The sequence below is a fragment of the Enhygromyxa salina genome, from assembly GCF_002994615.1.
Lineage (GTDB): Bacteria > Myxococcota_A > Polyangia > Nannocystales > Nannocystaceae > Plesiocystis > Plesiocystis salina_A.
In genome coordinates, this window is sequence record NZ_PVNK01000198.1 from 18,473 (window position 1) to 37,453 (window position 18,981).

Genomic DNA, 18,981 nt, shown 5'->3' on the forward strand with positions numbered 1-18,981 from the left:
CGGCCCCCAGGTCCTGGGAGACTGTCTTTAGCGTCTCCTGACTCGGGGCTGCGCCCCGACAACCTCGCTGCGCTCGGCCCCCAGGTCCTGGGAGACTGTCTTTAACGTCTAGAGCGAGCGGACTGGGATTGCTCGGTCACGCAGCGGCGTCAGCACCTGGGACTGCATCGCCGCGTGGGCCATCTCGAGGTAGGTGTCCGAATGCATCCACCCCAGCGGGTGAGCCTCGGAGTCGGGTTGTGGCGCCGCCCCCTGGGCAATCTCGTGCCACAGCTGCTCGATCGGTGCGATCGCTCGCTCGGCAGAGTTCGCCAGCTCCGCCCGCTCGCCGGGGCTCAGCAGCGGCAACGCCCAATCGAGGAACCAAAAGCCGAAGGTCCCATGCGCCGCCTCGTCGCGCACGATGGTCCCGAGGATCGCCTTGGGCAGCGGGTGCTTGGCGGCGTGCCACGCCCCCCGCAGCAGCGGAATGCTCACAGCCTCGCCCACGCAGTAGAGCCGAACGACGATGTCAGCGGCCCGCATCAGCGGCGACAGCGACGAGAGCGGATCGCGGATCAGCTCCTGCGGCCGGTGGAGGATGTTAGTGCCGCCACCGAGCGCGCCGGCCATGCGAGCGCACAGCTCGACATGGACCAGCTCGTCTTGGGGAAAGCGAGTGGCGAAACCGATCAGATCCAGCGGCGCCCGGGCCTCGACCATCGCCCGCAGCGAGAGGAGGGTGGCCGCCGCGGTCCGGTGCTCTTGGAACGCAGCGCGCGTCCAGGCGCCGCGGGCCATCAACAGCACGTCTTCCTCGTAGACCGACGCGTCGAAGTCGTCCCACGGCATCGCCTCGACCTCAGGGCGCATGCGTCGATAGCGTCGCTCGGGGCCCTCTCCAAACAGCTCGAGTTCGAAGGGCTCGAGCTCGTCGGTGGGCCACTCGGCCGGCTTTGGAATCACCAGACTCACTGGAGCCCGGGGCCAACATGCTGCTCGGCACCCAGCGGGCTCGCGCCGCCCTCCGTGCCGCCCGTCTCGGTGCCCGTGTCTGTCTCGCCGCCCGTGCCCGTGTCTGTCTCGCCGCCCGTGCTCGTGTCCATGCCCGCGCTGGTGGTCTCCGTGCCCGTGCTCGTGCTGTCCGTGCCCGTGGTCCCCTGCGGTTCGTTTGAGACGCTGAGGTTACACGCCGTCTCTGCAACACCAACACACACGAGCGTCGCCATACGGGCGTTTGAACTCAACAGTTTCCGGGCCCGCTTGCGAACAGTCATGGTGCCACCCTATCCGAGCGCTCCGAAAGTCTCAAGCACTGGCGAGGTTGTCGGGGCGCCGGCCCGAGTCAGGAGACGATAAAGACATCGATCAGGCGCGGGTCGTCGGGCTCGGCCAGACCCGTGAGCAGGCGGTGGACGTGGGCGAGGTGCTCGAGCAGCTCGGCGGCCCGCGCGACCAGTCAGTCGCGCTCCCCTGGCGGCGGCACCACGACGTCCTCGAGGCCCGCCTCAGCGCCGAACCTGGCTGCAGGGCACGATCCACCGCGGGCTCATGGGTGGCCGCGATGTCCAACCCGCCGTGGCCTTGTTAGGATACCGCGTCGCCATGACGAAGAAATACTTGGATTCGGTCCGCAAGCTGCTCTCGCGCCGCCGCGCCCTCCAGGGGATGTCGGCGCTCGTCGGCACCGCTGCCGTCGGGTGCACAGCCTCGACCGGCGATGGGGAGGGCGAGACCGGCGACACGGAGACGGGCGGCGATGGGGGCACAGATAGCGACGAGACCGGCACGACGATGGCGAGCGGCGACGGCGACGGCGACCCGGGCGACGGAGACGGCGACGACGACGGCGACGACGACGGTGACGGCGACGGCGACGGCGACCCGGGAGACGGCGACGGAGACGGAGACGACGCCTGCGTCGACAACACCAAGCTCTCGGTCCAGGAGGCCCTCGTCAACGTCGAGCACATCATCGTCCTGTGCATGGAGAACCGCTCCTTCGATCACTACTTCGGCGCGCTGCAGCTCGAGGAGGAGCACCCCGACGTCAACGGCCTCAGCGGGACGGAGAGCAACCCCGACGGTCAGGGCAACGACATCCTGGTCAACAAGCTCGACAACTACGAGCCCCTCGATCCGCCCCACCAGTGGGACGAGGTCCACGCGCAGTGGAACAACGGCGCCCTCGACGGCTTCGTGACCGAGCACATCGCCGAGCACGACGACTCGGTCAAGCACGAGGTCATGGGCTACCACAACCGCGACGATCTGCCCGTGCTCTACGCCCTGGCCGACAACTACACGCTGTGCGACGCCTGGCACTGCTCGCTGCTCGGAGGGACCTGGGCCAACCGCTACTACCTCCACTGCGCCACCTCCAACGGTGGAAAGCAGAACGTCCCGGCCTTTCTCCCCTTCACCTACACGACCATCCAGGACGTCTGCGACGACGGCGGGATCTCCAACAACAACTACTACGCTGGTATTGTCCCGTGGCGCTGGGGCGCCTTCCCTGGCGATTTCTCGGGCACCGACAGCTTCGACGAATTCTTTGAAAACATCGACAACGGCGTGCTCGAGGAGGTCGTGATCATCGATCCCGACTTCATGAGCAACGACGATCACCCGTCCCACAACATCATGCTGGGCCAGGCCTTGATCGCCACAATCTACCAGGCCCTGGCCCAGTCGCAGTACTGGGACAAGTGCCTGCTGGTCATCACCTACGACGAGCACGGTGGCTTTTACGATCACGTCGTGCCCGGCACGACGCCCGACGATGAAGGGCCCGAGTTCGAAAACCAGGGCTTCCGCGTACCTTCGGTGGTGATCGGTCCCCACGTGCGCAGCGGCTGCGTCAACCACACGGTCCTCGATCACGCCAGCTTCCCGGCCACGGTCACGCGCAAGTTCGGCCTGCCCGAGCTCAACTCGCGGACCGAAAACGTCAACGATCTCGCCTCGTGCATCGACCCGACCAAGATCGACAACCCGAGCCCGCCCGCGCCGCTGCCGATCGTGGTCATCCCCGAAAAAGAGGTGCTCGCGCAGTGTGGCGTCGAGACCTCGCAAGAGGAGCTGATGCGGGTGACCGGCAACTGGCCGATCACGCCCGAGATGACCGAGCGGGTGCGTGGGCAGATCAAGCAGCTGCTGCGCGTCGGTGAGCGCCTCGGGGCGGTCAAGCTGGTCTAGCAGCCCTAAATCGAGCGCTGATTTGAAAAGCTGGATGACTTAGGGCGAGTACGAGCCGAAAGGCGAGCGTTTGGGGTCAGCGGAGGGGGCTTCGCCGCCGCAGCGAGGGGCCTTTTCGAGAGGCCCCTTGAAGATTAGAAGGCCTGAGTCGAGCGCGCAGCGCTTGATTTAAGTCTAGCAGCCCGTGGTGCAATGCATCGTGTCGCCTCGCGCCGGATTTTTCACCGAGGGCGCGAAGCCAAAACGCCGCTGTACCGGGCGTACTGCAAGTTTTGGCGACAAAGCCCTCGACGAAAAGGCCAAGCGAGGCGGCGCGAGGCATTGCACCACGGGCTGCTAGTCGGGCGCGTCAAGGAAAGGGGGCCAGGCGAATGGTCAGGGTCTGCGACTGCTCCGGCTCGGCGAACAAGATGAGCTCATACATGCCCGCGCGAAAATTGAACACCGTCGTCAGATCTGTACTCGTGTAGAGATCCGGCTCGGCGGAGCACGGCGCGCACTGTTGAATGTTGAAGTCCAGCGTCGCGGCCTCGCCGTCTTCACCGACGATGAATACCCCCGTCCTCATCTCTTCGGGAAACCAGATGCGTCGCGTCGCCACCGTATGGCTCCGGAGCGGGCCGATCGTTCCTGGGTCACTGCAATCCATCGAGACCTCGAACACGACCTCCTCGTCGGGGTCTGCGGTGGCGTCGGGCTCGCCCCCGCACTCCCCCAGACGCGCGCGGTACTGTTGATTGTGGCACAGGGGATAGCTCCCATAGTCATCGAGGAGATCTTGCAGTTCGACCCCGAGGACCGCTCGGGTCGCGTCCTCCCAGTCCTCGATTGCGTTGTCGAAGGGTATCGCCTCGCATAGCGCGGCCACGGCCTCCGAGCCGTAGCTCTCGACGAGGAACGAGGCGAAGTGTCCCGCCCGGCGGTAGCGCCCAAACGGCACTGGCGCGGCGGTCAGGAGCTCGCCGATCTCCCCCGGGAGCTCGGGGTCAGTCCACCAGCGCCAGTAAAAGCGTGGTTCGGCGAAGTACTCGGCGAGCCCCTCCTCGATCACGCTCGGGCAGAAGCGACCTCGGCCGGTGTAGCTCACGGCGTGCGCGGTCTCGTGCATGTCCGGGACGGTCCGGGTGTGAGGGACGCCCGCGGCCGTGCACGCGCCGAATTCCGGCGGGCACTTGCCCTCCCAGATTTGTTGAGACATCCAGCGGTAGTCATAGTGCAGAGACTCGTCAAAACCGAAGAACTCGACGAGCGAGGCCGAGTGCCTGTCCACCGCCCCGAGGCTCCCGCCGCAAGCATCCTCTTCACCGCGCTCGTAGCCGTACACCGACACGTGCTCGCCCTCCCACACATAGGTGTACTCGTCGCGCCAATTCGGGGCATCGGGCTGGCATCCGGCGAACACGACGAGGCTCACCGCCAGGAGCCCGAGGTGCCCGTGGTTTTGTCGTTTGATCCGTGCCATTAGAGCCAGCTTGTGTGGGGGACAGTGACGGTCCAGCGCTCGCCCTTTGCGTCGAAGTGTTCGATCACGAAGCTGTCGATGACCCATCCGCTGCCGTCCTTGCGCGCGGTGATCGCGGACGCGTTGGTGCCCCAGCGCAGGTCGTAGATCGCCCCCGCCCCCACGCCGCTGAGGACGAAGTGCGCCTCGCCGGCTTGGATCGCGTAGACCGGAGCGCCGCTGCGATCACTTTGGATCGCGCCGAGCCCCACTTGATAGAGACGAATCGCCACGCGCTCGACCGGCAGCACCGCGATGCCGTTGGTCAAGGAGGCGGGCCCGTCACCGTAAAGCTCGAGCTCTTCGAGGGTCCAGCCCCCGTAAGGCTCACCCTCGGTGATCTCGAGTTGGGAGCACCACGGGGCGGCACAGTCGGTCGCCTGAGATGCGAAGCTCCCGACGCCAAACACCTGCCCGCCGTGCAATTCAGGGCCCATGACGCTGGCGGGAGAAGACTCAACGAGGTGCGTGACGCTGTTGATCCCCGGCGAGATTGGCACGGCCTCTTCGAAGAACTCCGTGTTGTTGAAGTCGTTGTCGTGGCAGCTGAGGTAGTCGTCTTCACTCTCGGGGAGCGACGCCGAGTCCACCTGCGCCGACCCCAGCGTGATGACGAAGCCATTCAAGCCGGGCCAGTCACCGTTTTTACCGTTATTTATGGTCCACGAGACAGGCGTGAGCTTGCCGGGGACGTCGGTGAGCTTGTAGAGCGCGTTGAAGCAGTCCTGTTGATGGCCGGCGAGCCAATTTTGCAGCTTCTGAGCTTGGTTCTCGCCCACGAAAAAGTCTCCGCTGTCGATCATGTTTTGAATGCGCATGGGGATCGACCGACAGACCTGCTCGACCATGTCGGAGGCGCAGTATTTGACGAGTAGATCCAGGTTGGGCGGCTCTTCGGGGTCGCAGCAGGCCATGACCGCCGGCATCTCGTAGGGTTCGTCGTGTGGGCCGAAGTCGTGGGTCTCGTCGCACTTCTCGGGGTCACCGAGGGTTTGGGCGCAGTCGCCCAGGAGTGTGGTGAAGGAGATCGACGCAGAGAAACTTCCCTCGCACTGGTAGACTGTTCGCGTCTGGCCGTCAGCTGCCAGCGTGCAGGGGTAACCTTCTTCCCCCTGTTCGTCCTCTTCACCGGCGCCCGTCTCCCCGGCGTTGACTCCGCCGCATTCATTCTTATCAACCACCCATTCGCAGATGGGGTCGAGTTCCTGCTCATCGGCACAAGCTCCGAGCAAGACGGCGAGGATCAGTATAGGGTGGGCTTTTATAGGTCGATGGTATCGAGACATCCCACGACGAAGTCTAGGCCGGCGCCTGGGCGCGGCTAGACGCGAAGCATTTCAGCGTATCGGCAATTTTGTCATCAATTTAGTTACGAACGTAAGTAGAAGAACGGGACATCGGCACACCCCGGAGATTCGACCCAGGCGGCCATGTCGTCAGGCAAATCTACAGCTTAGAACCAGACCGATGTTCCGGGTCGGTGGCCGCCGAGCCGCGCAGCGCGCCCAGCCGCGCCCGCGCCCAACCCCGCGTGTCGAGTACCGGGCGTACTGCAAGTTTTGGCGACAAAGCCCTCGGCGAAAAGCCCAAGCGAGGCGGCGCGAGGCATTGCACCACGGGCTGCTAGTCGGGCGCGTCAAGGAAAGGGGGCCAGGCGAATGGTCAGGGTCTGCGACTGCTCCGGCTCGGCGAACAAGATGAGCTCATACATGCCTGCGCGAAAATTGAACACCGTCGTCAGATCTGTGCTCGTGTAGAAATCCGGCTCGGCGGAGCACGGCGCGCACTGTTGAATGTTGAAGTCCAGCGTCGCAGCCTCGCCGTCTTCACCTACGATGAATACCCCCGTCCTCATCTCTTCGGGAAACCAGATACGTCGCGTCGCCACCGTATGGCTCCGGAGCGGGCCGATCGTTCCCGGGTCACCGCAATCCATCGAGACCTCGAACACGACCTCCTCGTCGGGGTCTGCGGTGGCGTCGGGCTCGCCCCCGCACTCCCCCAGACGCGCGCGGTACTGTTGATTGTGGCACAGGGGATAGCTCCCATAGTCATCGAGGAGATCTTGCAGTTCGACCCCGAGGACCGCTCGGGTCGCGTCCTTCCAGTCCTCGATTGCGTTGTCGAAGGGTATCGCCTCGCATAGCGCGGCCACGGCCTCCGAGCCGTAGCTCTCGACGAGGAACGAGGCGAAGTGCCCCGCCCGGCGGTAGCGCCCAAACGGCACTGGCGCGGCGGTCAGGAGCTCGCCGATCTCCCCCGGGAGCTCGGGATCAGTCCACCAGCGCCAATCGTCGCGGAAGCGTGGTTCGGCGAAGTACTCGGCGAGCCCCTCCTCGATCACGCTCGGGCAGAAGCGACCTCGGCCGGTGTAGCTCACGGCGTGCGAGGTCTCGTGCATGTCCGGGACGGTCCGGGTGTGAGGGACGCCCGCGGCCGTGCACGCGCCGAATTCCGGCGGGCACTTGCCCTCCCAGATTTGTTGAGACATCCAGCGGTAGTCATAGTGCAGAGACTCGTCAAAACCGAAGAACTCGACGAGCGAGGCCGAGTGCCTGTCCACCGCCTCGAGGCTCCCGCCGCAAGCATCCTCTTCACCGCGCTCGTAGCCGTACACCGACACGTGCTCGCCCTCCCACACATAGGTGTACTCGTCGCGCCAATTCGGGGCATCGGGCTGACACCCGGCGAACACGACGAGGCTCACCGCCAGGAGCCCGAGGTGCCCGTGGTTTTGTCGTTTGATCCGTGCCATTAGAGCCAGCTTGTGTGGGGGACAGTGACGGTCCAGCGCTCGCCCTTTGCGTCGAAGTGTTCGATCACGAAGCTGTCGATGACCCATCCGCTGCCGTCCTTGCGCGCGGTGATCGCGGACGCGTTGGTGCCCCAGCGCAGGTCGTAGACCGCCCCCGCCCCCACGCCGCTGAGGACAAAGTGCGCCTCGCCGGCTTGGATCGCGTAGACCGGAGCGCCGCTGCGATCACTTTGGATCGCGCCGAGCCCCACTTGATAGAGACGAATCGCCACGCGCTCGACCGGCAGCACCGCGATGCCGTTGGTCAAGGAGGCGGGCCCGTCACCGTAAAGCTCGAGCTCTTCGAGGGTCCAGCCCCCGTAAGGCTCACCCTCGGTGATCTCGAGTTGGGAGCACCACGGGGCGGCACAGTCGGTCGCCTGAGATGCGAAGCTCCCGACGCCAAACACCTGCCCGCCGTGCAATTCAGGGCCCATGACGCTGGCGGGAGAAGACTCAACGAGGTGCGTGACGCTGTTGATCCCCGGCGAGATTGGCACGGCCTCTTCGAAGAACTCCGTGTTGTTGAAGTCGTTGTCGTGGCAGCTGAGGTAGTCGTCTTCACTCTCGGGGAGCGACGCCGAGTCCACCTGCGCCGACCCCAGCGTGATGACGAAGCCATTCAAGCCGGGCCAGTCACCGTTTTTACCGTTATTTATGGTCCACGAGACAGGCGTGAGCTTGCCGGGGACGTCGGTGAGTTTGTAGAGCGCGTTGAAGCAGTCCTGTTGATGGCCGGCGAGCCAATTTTGCAGCTTCTGAGCTTGGTTCTCGCCCACGAAAAAGTCTCCGCTGTCGATCATGTATTGAATGCGCATGGGGATCGACCGACAGACCTGCTCGACCATGTCGGAGGCGCAGTATTTGACGAGTAGGTCCAGGTTGGGCGGATCTTCGGGGTCGCAGCAGGCCATGACCGCCGGCATCTCGTAGGGCTCGTCGTGTGGGCCGAAGTCGTGGGTCTCGTCGCACTTCTCGGGGTCACCGAGGGTTTGGGCGCAGTCGCCCAGGAGTGTGGTGAAGGAGATCGACGCAGAGAAATTTCCCTCGCACTGGTAGACTGTTCGCGTCTGGCCATCAGCTGCCAGCGTGCAGGGGTAACCTTCTTCCCCCTGTTCGTCCTCTTCACCGGCGCCCGTCTCCCCGGCGTTGACTCCGCCGCATTCATTCTTATCAACCACCCATTCGCAGATGGGGTCGAGTTCCTGCTCATCGGCACAAGCTCCGAGCAAGACGGCGAGGATCAGTATAGGGTGGGCTTTTATAGGTCGGTGGTATCGAGACATCCCACGACGAAGTCTAGGCCGGCGCCTGGGCGCGGCTAGACGCGAAGCATTTCAGCGTATCGGCAATTTTGTCATCAATTTAGTTACGAACGTAAGTAGAAGAACGGGACATCGGCACACCCCGGAGATTCGACCCAGGCGGCCATGTCGTCAGGCAAATCTACAGCTTAGAACCAGACCGATGTTCCGGGTCGGTGGCCGCCGAGCCGCGCAGCGCGCCCAGCCGCGCCCGCGCCCAACCCCGCGTGTCGAGCCGCTCCGCGCCCTGGCTCCGGATCAGAGCCAGCAACCCAAGCGCAGCTCAAGCAGCTGCTGCGCGTCGGTGAGCGCCTCGGGGCGGTCAAGCTGGCGTCGTCGGCGAGCTCGCCCGCAGGTCGACCCACGTGGCCTCGTGGGCAGGCCCGTGGCACGCGTGGATCGTGCCCGACTCCGGCTCCATCACCACCGCGCCGTTGCTGCTGATGCCGTTGAAGTCGACCCGCGCGATCGCGTTGTCGCCGTTCTCGCGATCGCCAAACCACCGCTTGGCGCTGTCGAGAGCCGCGCCGCCAGCCTCGCCCTCGATCAGCGCCATGAGCCGATCGTAGCGATCATGCGAGGAGGCCGAGGGCGTCTTGCCCTCAATCGCGGCGTGCTCCGGAACCAAGCAATGGTTCGTGTGCACGTGCACCCCACGGTCGACCGCGACGGTGTCGACGTGGGTCGGCGTGCACTCGAGCGCGAGGCCGTGACCTTGCCCGTCGGCCAGATAGAAAAAATGCGCCCCGGCCCGCGGCGCCGAGCGGATCGCGGCCGCGGCCTGGTCGAGGGTCGTGGCCGCGAGCGCCTTGTGGATCAGGCTCAGGTAGGTGACCCCGGGCCGCGCATCGGTCGTGCGGATGTTCGTCGTCCCGATCGCGATCCCGGCCTCGTTGAGCCCGATCAGCGAGAGGCAGCCGACGGTCGTCAGGGTCCAGGTCTGCGGGCCCTGATCCGGCCGACGATGGACGGCGCGCACGTGCGGCATGTTGTCGGTCGCCAGATCCCAGGTTTGACCGCACAGCAGCTTGCCGCTGCGGGTCCGATCACCCGCGACCACGAACGACGTGCACCCGCCGAGGGCCTCGAGCTCACCGCCCCACGCGAGCACGTCGCGGATGTCGGTCAGCCCGTTCATCGCCAGGATCTTCTCGACCGCCAAACCGGCGCCCCGTGCGATGCCCTCGAGCTCGGCGAAGCCGTCCGGGTGGTGGGCTCGGGTCGGCTCGATGCACTGTCGGGCGACGTCGAGCACGGCCTCCTCGCCGACGTCGCGGCCGCCGTGGAGCTCGGCCTGGGCGATGGCGTTGCGCAGGCGGGCCGCGTAGAGCTGGGGGATGTCGGCCCGACACTCTTCACCGAAGGCCTCGCCGATCGCGGCAAGTGTGCCCGAGAAGCTCAGAACGCGCATGCCGGGATGGTACTGCGGCCCGCGTGGCCGGCAAGCGCCGCGTCGACCGCGACCCTCGCGCTCAAGCTTGCTATGGTGCGGGGCATGGCGGCCTACCCCTGTCCCTACTGTGGCCACGCCATCAGCTCCGAAGCTCCAGACCAGGCGCTCGAGCGCTGCCCGAGCTGCGACGGCCGGCTTCAGATCGCCTATCGCTACCGACTCGTCGCCGCGCGCGGAAAGATCTCGGGCGGCGAGCTCTACGAGGCGGTCGACGACGGCTTCGGTCGGACCTTCGCCGTGCTGTTCATCGACGAGCCCGACGATCCCGCGGCCGTCGAGCGCTTCATCGAGGGCAACCACCTGTTCGCCGAGCTCGGCGGGCGCGGGCTGGTCACGATCCGCGAGATCGGGACCCGCAGCGACCGCCGCCCCTACGTGGTCATGGACTGGATCAAGGGCGGCACCCTCGAGGCCGTGGTCGGCAAGCGCGGGCCCTTCGAGCAGTCGCTGCTGTTCGAGATCATCGCGGATCTGCTCAAGGGCCTCGCCAAGGCCCACCGATCGATGCCCGCGATCGTCCACGGGCACATCCACCCCGGCAAGATCGGCTTCCTCGCCCAAGACCAGGCCGTGCTCTTTGGCTTCGAGTGGGCCAAGCTCGTGCGCGAGCAGGACAGCCAGTTCGCCGACGCCTTCATGACCGAGACCGGACCCGACGACGGCGCCCGCCGGGCCACGGATCTGCAGCAGCTCGGGCGCTCGATCTACTACGCGGCGACCGGCGAGTGGATCGCCGACCAGAGCCTCGCCCAGCAGCGCGCGCAGGCCCGCGCCCGGCTCACGGGCGCGCTCGGCCACACCGTCGATCGCATGCTCGGGGCCGGCGCAGACGGCTACCAGTCGGCCGTCGACGCCTCGATGGACTTCGAAGATCTGCTCCGCGGCAACACCGGGTGGAAGGCGCGGACGACCCATCGCCAGGACCACAGCGGCGATCTGTTTGCGAAGGCGTGGGTCAACGAGGACACCAGGAACTTCGAGGACGGCGGGAGCGAGGACGCCGACGAGCCCGACGCGGCCGAGGAGTTCGGGGACTTCGACGAGGCCCTCGAGTCGATCTACGACGACGACGACAACGAGCCACCCCCTATCCCGTCGCGGAGCTGGCCGAGCGCGTCCCCTTCGCCGCCTCCACTGCACCAACCGAGCCACCAGCACGAGCAAAGCCCCTCGGCCCGGGCCATCGCGTTTGCAAACGCGGCGCGCAAACGTCAGGCCGAGGCCGCGGCGCTGGCCGCCGCAGCCTCTCCGGCAAAACCGGGCAAGGTGATGGGTGTCGTCCTCGGCGCCATGGTCATGTGCGGCATGTGCGTAGCCGGGGTCATCGACGATATCGACGACAACTACGAGAATCCCCCGCCCGTGTTCACCGCCCCCGAACCGGAGGTGATCGAGGTCCCGAGCTACGAGCCGGTCGAGCTCCCGAGCTACGAGCCCGCCCCTGAGATCGCGGAGACCGAAGTGCTCAGCGGCCTCCACCACTACACGGGAAAGATCACCGGTCCCGCGGACGTGGCAGGCTTCGAGCTCGGCGAATCCTGCGAGATCTGGATCGAACCAAACCCTGGGAAGTCGCTCAACTGCCGCTGGTACGTCGACTGCGGCGAGCCACGGCGGCGCATCTACGGCGGCGGGGACGTCGGCTTCAGCACCTGCGCGGTGAAAGACGGCCACCCGACCGCGGCCCAGGACGAAGACGACGACGCGCCCGACGGCGCGTTCATGGCGGTGTTGGAGCTCGAGCCGATGATCATCGTCACCGATCGCTGGCTCCTGCCGCCGACTCACGTGCTGATCAGCATCGACGAGGGCGGCGGTCCGAGCGACGGCATCATCCCCGATGTCCCGCTCGCGCCACGGATGTCGCGCGACGCGATCGAGGCGGCGATCGCAGCCGGAGACAGCCCGAGCTTCGAGGCCGACGAGGTCGACGAGGTCGACGAGGTCGACGAGGCCGACGAGGCCGGCGAGGCCGACGAGGAAGGCCCGCCCGAGCAGCTGACGAGCGAGCAGATGCTCGGCGTGCTCAACGCCCAGCTCGAGGCGCTGCAGGAATGTCCGCTCGATCTGAGCGCCCAGCTCACCCTGACGATGGACATCCATCCCACCGGTCGCGTCGGCGCGCTCGAGCTCTCGCCGACCCAGGTGCCGGAGGCCGTGAAATGCGTGACGCGCGTGCTGCAAAGCGTCCGCTTCCCCACCTTCACCGGGGACACGATGTCGATCAATTGGAAGGTCTCGTGGTGAGCTCAGCCGGGCTCTTCGAGGTCCGGCCACATTGACAGCAGCGGCCCGCGAAAGCGCAGCCCGCCGAACGCACGCCAGAGCCCGATCACCACGATCGAATAGCCGACCAACGCCCCGAGCATCAGCCACCCGCGCCCGGGCCAGTCTCCGCCGTACGCGGCGACCGTCATCGGCACCAGGCCCATCAGCAGCGGCCCGACCCCGATCACCGAGCCGGCCGAGCCGAACACCGCGCTGACGGCCGCGGGGCTGCGCATGTCCGGGTCGACGACCTTGAGCAGGGCCAGGCCCGTCGGCAGCGTGCCCGTCGACATGCCAAACCACAGCACCGCGTGCTCGAAGGGCGCCTCGGTCCAGGCCCTGCGCGCCATCCACATCGCGAACACCAGCGTCCACAGCCCGCCGAGGGTCGTGACCAGCACGATCGGCAGCCAGTGCGAGCGGAGCACGGCGATCTGCACGGCGGACAGGGCCGCGCAGGTGATGACATCGACGGTGAACCCGCCCACGCGACCCATGGTCCGGTCGTCGACGGGCGTCCCGCCAGGCAGGCGGGCGAGGAGCGGGCGCATGGCCATGGCCACGGCCGCGCCGAAGATGAAGTGAAAGCCCCAGACCATCGCCGCGAGGTCCGGCATGCTCGCGAGCGCGCGGGCCAGCCCGGTGCACAGCGCCCAGGTCAGCAGGTAGCACAGCCCGACGACCGCGGCCTGAGTGGTCAGCGTGTCGAGGCTGCCGGGCTCGGGCTGAGGCACGGTGATCGTCTCGGCCTCGCGCCCCCCCGCGGCGCTTTGATCGCGAGCCGCCCAGCCCTTGCGCCGCCCCCAGATCACGAGCGGAACGCCTGCGAGGACGCACCAGCCGAAGCCGATCACCGCGATGATCAACCCGACCTGGGCGCCGTTCGGGAGCCCGCCGTCGTCCCACGCCGCGCCCATCGACAGCGCCTGACCCGGCCCCTCCTCGAAGCCCATCGGCAAGAGCAGGCCAAAGCCTGGGTGGAGGGTGCTGTCGAGCGCGAGGATCACGCCCAGCCCGACGACCGCCTGGGTCGCCATCATCGCCACGATCGCGAAGGCCATCGAGCGCGAGCCGGCCGTGCGACCGCCCTCGCTCGGGGCCTTGAGGCTGACCGAGATGAACACGATCGCGAGGCCGTGGTAGACGACGGACTCGAGCAGCTCGATGTCGAGGGATAACAGGCCGAGGGCCTGGTCACCGAGGAGCAGGCCGATCGCGCCCGCGAGGATCGCCAGCGGGAGGCCGAGGCGGCGCAGCGGGGGGATGAGGCGCGCGATCACCTCGCAGGCGAGGAGCAGGACGATGATCGTGATCGCGGTGAGCGCCCCGCCGCTGGCCCAAAATTGCATGGTCGTCGTCGCCTGCTCCGGCTGCCGGAGCATACATCAGCACAGCCCCGACCGAGACCTGGCCCTGTCGGCCAGCTGTGCGCGGGCCTCAGCTGTGCACCTCCGAGTGCACCGTCGACACGAGCGGCTGCACCGAGGAATGATCGCCGCTCGAGCTACCCCGCGCGGCCGAGGTCGCTCAAGAATTGGTCGAGCACCGCACGGGTCGCGTGGGGCATGACCACGACGTGCGCATAGGGCACCTGCGCCCCGTCCCGCCGGAGCTTCATCGTCGCCAGGGTGTAGGTCGAGACCACCTCGTCGCTCGGCTTCTTGAAGTAGACGGTGTTCGAGAGCGCGTTGGCCCGAATGGGCTCGAGCTCGGGGAAGCGGGTCTTCATCGCGCCGTACAGGTAGCTGGCGTCGCTCAAGATCTGCTTGGCGTCCGCCCGCTGCCTGGCGAAGGCCTCGCGCGAGCTGAAGAACCAAAACTCGGCCGGCTTCACGGCGTCGCGCGAGCAGGTGATCGTGCCCGGGACTTGAAGCAGATATTCGGGGTTGTGGACCTGGCTGAAGTGAGCTCGAAACTCGTCGAACGCCGCCCGCGTGCAGATGTAGATTCCAGCCGGCGAGGGGAAGCCGAAGAATTTGTGGCACGAGACCGCGATCGAGTCGTAGCGCGACGCCCCGCCTGCTCGCTGGGCGAGCTCGTCGGCGAAGGCCGTGTGCGGCAAATAGCCCCCGAACAGCGCCGCGTCGACGTGCAGATAGGCCTCGCGCCCGATGAGCGCGGCCTGGATCTCGTCGACGGAATCGACCGCGCCCTTGAAGGTGGTCCCGACCGTCGCTACCACCAGCGCGGGGTGGTCCGCGTGCTCGGCCAAGCTCAGACCGAGGGAGTCGGCGCTCATCCGACCGTCGACCTCGGTCCCGACCTCGACCCGCTCGAGCCCGAGCAAGTCGGCGAGGATCTGAATCGAGTAGTGCGCCTCGGCGGTGAAGTAGATCTTCGGCGGGACCCCGGCCCGACCGGTCAGGAGCTTGCGCCCCATGTAGAGCCCGTGCATGTTGCTGTCGGTCCCGCTGTTCGAGAGGAAGCCCCAGGTGTCGTCCGCGGAGAACCGATACAGCGCGGCGAAGCGGGTGATCAGCTCGCGCTCGAACGCGTGGCTGTTGAACTCGATGTGGCTGTGCTCGTAGGGATCGCCGACGTTGTTGAAGGCGAACTGATCCAGACCCACGAGCGCGAGCTCCCGGCGCCAGGCGAAGAAGGCCTCGGGCGGCGTGACCATGTTGACCGGGTAGCCGAGCAGGAGCCGCTTGTGCTCGGGCAGGCCGGCCATCGCCTGCAGCTGCGGGTGGGTGAGCTTCGCTGCGGTCGGGCCGCGGCTCCTCCGCTCGCGCGAAGGAGCGGGGTAGCAGCCTGTCGCCAGCGCCGCTGCGGCCGCTCCGCCTAGGCCGAGGAGGTCACGCCGATGAAATCCGTCCATTCGAATTTCTGAGGCTTCGAGCCCGCGTTCGCTCGCGCAAAATTCATACTGGGGGCGCCGCTGCCGAACAGCCTGCTAACGCGGCCGCAGCCAGAAGAAGCCCAGCTCGACCTCGGCCTGACGATCGGCGCCGAGGCGCTGACTGATCGCCTCGTGCTGCGCGGTCGCAACCACGAATTCGCGGGCGCGCTCGAACTCCCAGTCGTCGTGCACGCGCAGCAGCGGCGGCCGCTCGAGGCCGTCGTCGACCGCGCCCGCCTCGATCTCGTGGGGCTGATAGCTGCGCAGGCTCGACCCGAGGTAGAGCAGCACCCGCGCGCCCGGGCGAAGCTCGAGCTCGGTCATCCGATCGAGGCTGACGACCCGGGCGGGCTCGAGCCCGCGCTCGCGCATGGCGTGGGCGTAGAAGCCGGCCGGGAACACGACCTCGAGGGGGTCCCATTGGCTCGGCGCGTCGGTCGTGGGCTCGAGCACGCGCGGCGGGACGATCAGCACGTCGTGCTCGGGCAGCTCGGCGAACGCGGCCTCGAGCGCGACGAGCTCACGCTCGAGCACGCGCTCCCCGGTCGCGAAGCGCCAGCCCTCGTCGGCGCGCGGGCCGAGGCCGAGGGCCAGCAGCGCGAGCGCGCTCGGCACGGCGCGCGACCAGCTGAGCCACGCGGGGGCGCGGCCACCGAGGAGCTGATCGAGCGGGCGCCTGCGCTCGAGCTCCGCGACGAGCCAGGCCACGCCGAGGCCGGCCCCCAGCGCCGTGAAGCACAGCTCCCAGTGGTGGTTGATGAACCCGACCGGGTAGCCGCTGCCGACGACCTCGGCGGCCGCGAGGCCGAGGAAGGCCGCGGGCACCAGCCACAGGTAGACGAGCGGGAGCAGTGTCCGCAGCGGATCGAGCCACGCCCGCCGGGCCCCCGCGCTCGGCCACAACCACGCGAGCGCGAGCACCAAGGGGCCAGCCCACACCAGCGCGGAGATCCGGCGATCGAGGAGCAAGGGGTTGAGCTCGCGGATCATCGCGCCCACGCGGACCGAGTCGTCGAGCCCCGACTCCGCGAACGCGCGCGCGTAGCCAGCGAAGTAGTCCTGCGTCGCGACCAGGGCGAACATTCCGAGCGCAGGGACTCCGACGATCACCAGGCGCAGGAGCGCCGCCCGCCAGCTCGTCTCGCCGGCCCACGCCCGGGTCCAGCACAGGGGGCCGAGGCCCAGACCCACGCCGAGGGTCAGGAGCACGAAATTGCCGCCGCAGGCGACCGCCAGGCAGGTCGCGGCCACGATCCACGCGAGCGCCCCCGCGATCCGCGTGCGTCGATCCTCGTCCGCGCACGCGCTGCTCGCCCACAGCCCGGCGAGCGCCGCCCCGAAGGTCCACGCGATCACCCACGGCCAAAAGGTGGCCGAGCCCGCGAGTCGCCAGGCGACCGGATGAGTCGCGAGCACCGCGACCGCGCTGAGCCCCGCGACCGCCCCGAGCTCGGGCCGACCGAGCGCCCGCATCAGCACCCGCGCCAGCGCCCACAGCAGGATCAAGACCACGACCGAGCTCACGAGGCTCACGGCCGAGAGCACGCTCGCGCGGTAGGGCAGCGACGAGAGCACGAGCCCGTAGACGTGCATCGTCGTCATGTTCCAGGCCCCGGCCGGATCCTCGGTGCAGCGGGGCTCGACCGCGCAGTCGGACCGCGCGATGAAGCTGTTGTGCTCGTGCAGCGGCAGCAACACCGTGAACTTCAAGGTCGCGCCGACGAACAGCGCGAGCAGCAGCGCGAGCGCGCACAGCTCGGACCAGCGGATCGCCCCAGGCCCATCGCGGCGGGTGGACGCGCCGAACACCGCGAGCCCGAGCCCGAGCAGGGCCGCGCCGATCGCCGCGCCGCGGTCGGCCCAGACCATCGAGCGTGGCGCGGGTCCGGAGTCCTCGGCCCTCGCCACGACCGGCTGCTCTTCGACCTGCCAGATCTGATCCGCGACCGGCGCTCGAGCCTCGGCGATGCGCCCCGCGAGCGGACCCCAGGGCGCGGCCTCGTCGGGCGTGCAGTCTCGCGGCGTGCCCGGGGCACCGCAGCGCAGCACGACCCCGGGCGCGAGCGCGCCGACGACATCCTCGGGCACCGCGTCGGGGTGAAACACGACCAGCCACACAAGCGCGGCGCTCGGCGACGTGGTACGCGGACGCACCAACACGCGGATCCGGTCCCGATCGATGTGGATGTCGACCGTCTCCTCGATCTCGACCGGCAGCTCCCCGGCCGCGCGCGTGGCCGCGATCGCCTCGTCGACCAACGCGCGAATCCGCTGCTCCTGCCCCGGCGGGATCATGCTGTTCTTGCCCGCGCGCGCGCTGCTCGGGGCGAGCAAGGCGAGCAGCACAGCCAGCACTGCGCAGACTCGCAGCAGCGCAGTGATCGGCCGACGCATCGCCGCCGAGTGTAGCCAGACCCGCGCGCACCGTGTCGTGCTAAAAGACCGTGTCGTGAGCCGAGGGTTCATCGTTTCGCTGGCACTGTGTGGCGGCCTGTGTGCGTGCGACGAGCAGGTGGTCACCGAGGCACCGTCCGTCTCGATGCGCGACGGCCAGGCGGTCGCGCGGGCCCGGCCGACGCCGCTGTACACGCCAAAATTCATCCTGCGCGGGATGGCAGCCGACGCCGAATTTCTCTACGTGAGCGGCCTGCGCTTCGCCCAGGGTGCGGATCGCGAGGCCGGTCAGGCCACCGCGAGCGACACACCGACGGGCATCATCGTGCGGGTCCCGCTGCTCGGCATGCCCGAGGTCATCGCCGAGGGCGCGTTCGTGCCGATGACGACCCTCGAGCTGATCGACGACCGCCTCTACTGGCACGAGCGCCACGACTCGCCCGACGGACCGGGCCTGCGCTCGCTCGCAACCGACGGCGGCGACCACGATCGGATCAGCGACATCTCCGGCCACAGCTGGGTCATCCGCCCCGACGTCGTCTACTTCACCCGGCCCGACGACGAGATCGACGAGGGCGGCTTCTACACGCTCTCCCGCGACGGCGGCAGGCCCAAGCTCGTCGCCCGCCGCCGCGGGGTCGTGCGCACGCTGCTCGGCGGCGAGGGCGAGACCCTCTACTGGACGACCCGGGCCCGCCGCGACGGCACCTGGGCGGTCTACGAGTGGGACGGCGCGAGGTCGGGCCGCGAGCTCCTGCGCAGCGACGAGACCTTTGCGAGCCTGGCCGTCGACGGCGACGACTTCCTGTGGGTGACCTGGGCCGACGACGAGGGCGAGCCCCTCCACAGCCTCTACCGCCGCGAGATCGCGGGCGGCGACACCGAGGTGCTCGCGCGCAAGCGCGGCCTGCCCGGGTTCATGGAGGTGTTCACCGACGAGCGCCACATCTACCTGACCACGGTCCGCGGCGGCGAGCTTCGACGCCTGGCTCGGACGGGGACCGAGGTTGAGATCCTCGCGGGGTCCGGCGATCGCAATGTTGTTAGCAATCGCTACAATGTGTTTTGGGTCGAGGACCAGAAGGTGTTTTGGAGGGGCAAGTAGTCATTTTAAACCCCCATGGCCGTCTGCGACTTTGCCACGCACGGCCGCGAGCGGCCGGTCGCTCCTCGCTGCGCTCGTCGCTCGGTGGGCTGGTATGGGCTTCGCGGTGGCCTCCGTGGCCCCCTAGAAGGGGGCTCGTTTAGACC

13 protein-coding genes are annotated in these 18,981 nt (G+C 67.8%); 3 read left to right on the plus strand and 10 right to left on the minus strand.

The annotated features are described in order from the left end of the window. Positions 1–108 precede the first annotated feature (108 nt). Both ENSA5_RS22910 and ENSA5_RS39315 read right to left on the minus strand, forming a co-directional pair. Positions 109–945, minus strand: a complete 837-nt coding sequence (locus ENSA5_RS22910) for a hypothetical protein (RefSeq protein ID WP_106393822.1) — start codon at positions 943–945, stop codon at positions 109–111. Positions 946–950: 5 nt separating this feature from the next. Then, on the minus strand, positions 951–1,085 hold the full coding sequence (locus tag ENSA5_RS39315; RefSeq protein WP_258182986.1) for a hypothetical protein: 135 nt from the start codon (positions 1,083–1,085) through the stop codon (positions 951–953). Positions 1,086–1,584: 499 nt separating this feature from the next. On the opposite strand from ENSA5_RS39315, the gene ENSA5_RS22925 reads away from it, so the two are divergent. Continuing rightward, a complete protein-coding gene (locus ENSA5_RS22925) occupies positions 1,585–3,177 on the plus strand; it encodes an alkaline phosphatase family protein (RefSeq protein WP_181198049.1) in 1,593 nt (530 codons plus the stop codon). Positions 3,178–3,526: 349 nt separating this feature from the next. Here the strand turns inward: ENSA5_RS22925 and ENSA5_RS22930 are convergent, their stop codons facing one another. The 5 genes from ENSA5_RS22930 to ENSA5_RS22950 all read right to left on the minus strand — a co-directional run bounded on the left by ENSA5_RS22930 (position 3,527) and on the right by ENSA5_RS22950 (position 10,187). After that, entirely contained in the window at positions 3,527–4,639 is a 1,113-nt protein-coding gene (locus ENSA5_RS22930) for a hypothetical protein (RefSeq protein ID WP_106393825.1), read from the minus strand. Then, complete coding sequence (locus ENSA5_RS22935) at positions 4,639–5,910, minus strand: hypothetical protein (protein ID WP_146156012.1); 1,272 nt, start codon at positions 5,908–5,910, stop codon at positions 4,639–4,641. The genes ENSA5_RS22930 and ENSA5_RS22935 overlap by 1 nt, the downstream gene beginning before the upstream one ends. Before the next feature lie 404 nt (positions 5,911–6,314). Beyond that, positions 6,315–7,433 (minus strand): hypothetical protein, encoded by a 1,119-nt coding sequence (locus tag ENSA5_RS22940; RefSeq protein ID WP_106393827.1) that lies wholly within the window; start codon positions 7,431–7,433, stop codon positions 6,315–6,317. After that, the gene (locus ENSA5_RS22945) at positions 7,433–8,704 is read right to left on the minus strand and encodes a hypothetical protein (RefSeq protein ID WP_146156013.1); all 1,272 of its coding nucleotides are present in this window, start codon (positions 8,702–8,704) and stop codon (positions 7,433–7,435) included. The genes ENSA5_RS22940 and ENSA5_RS22945 overlap by 1 nt, the downstream gene beginning before the upstream one ends. A gap of 394 nt (positions 8,705–9,098) precedes the next feature. Then, a complete protein-coding gene (locus ENSA5_RS22950) occupies positions 9,099–10,187 on the minus strand; it encodes a C45 family autoproteolytic acyltransferase/hydrolase (RefSeq protein WP_106393829.1) in 1,089 nt (362 codons plus the stop codon). Positions 10,188–10,271: 84 nt separating this feature from the next. Between ENSA5_RS22950 and ENSA5_RS22955 the strand changes: the two genes are divergently transcribed. Then, positions 10,272–12,476 carry a hypothetical protein gene (locus tag ENSA5_RS22955; protein ID WP_106393830.1) on the plus strand — a complete coding sequence of 735 codons (2,205 nt, stop codon included), beginning with the start codon at positions 10,272–10,274 and terminating at the stop codon, positions 12,474–12,476. A gap of 2 nt (positions 12,477–12,478) precedes the next feature. On the opposite strand, the gene ENSA5_RS22960 is transcribed toward ENSA5_RS22955, so the two are convergent. The 3 genes from ENSA5_RS22960 to ENSA5_RS22970 all read right to left on the minus strand — a co-directional run bounded on the left by ENSA5_RS22960 (position 12,479) and on the right by ENSA5_RS22970 (position 17,730). Then, a complete protein-coding gene (locus ENSA5_RS22960; protein ID WP_106393831.1) occupies positions 12,479–13,879 on the minus strand; it encodes a sodium/glutamate symporter in 1,401 nt (466 codons plus the stop codon). Positions 13,880–14,001: 122 nt separating this feature from the next. Beyond that, positions 14,002–15,168 (minus strand): pyridoxal-dependent decarboxylase, encoded by a 1,167-nt coding sequence (locus ENSA5_RS22965; RefSeq protein ID WP_219906837.1) that lies wholly within the window; start codon positions 15,166–15,168, stop codon positions 14,002–14,004. A gap of 222 nt (positions 15,169–15,390) precedes the next feature. Beyond that, positions 15,391–17,730 carry a hypothetical protein gene (locus ENSA5_RS22970; RefSeq protein WP_146156014.1) on the minus strand — a complete coding sequence of 780 codons (2,340 nt, stop codon included), beginning with the start codon at positions 17,728–17,730 and terminating at the stop codon, positions 15,391–15,393. 55 nt (positions 17,731–17,785) lie between these two features. On the opposite strand from ENSA5_RS22970, the gene ENSA5_RS22975 reads away from it, so the two are divergent. Then, positions 17,786–18,835, plus strand: coding sequence for a DUF5050 domain-containing protein (locus ENSA5_RS22975; RefSeq protein ID WP_146156015.1), 1,050 nt, complete (start codon positions 17,786–17,788; stop codon positions 18,833–18,835). Positions 18,836–18,981 lie beyond the last annotated feature (146 nt).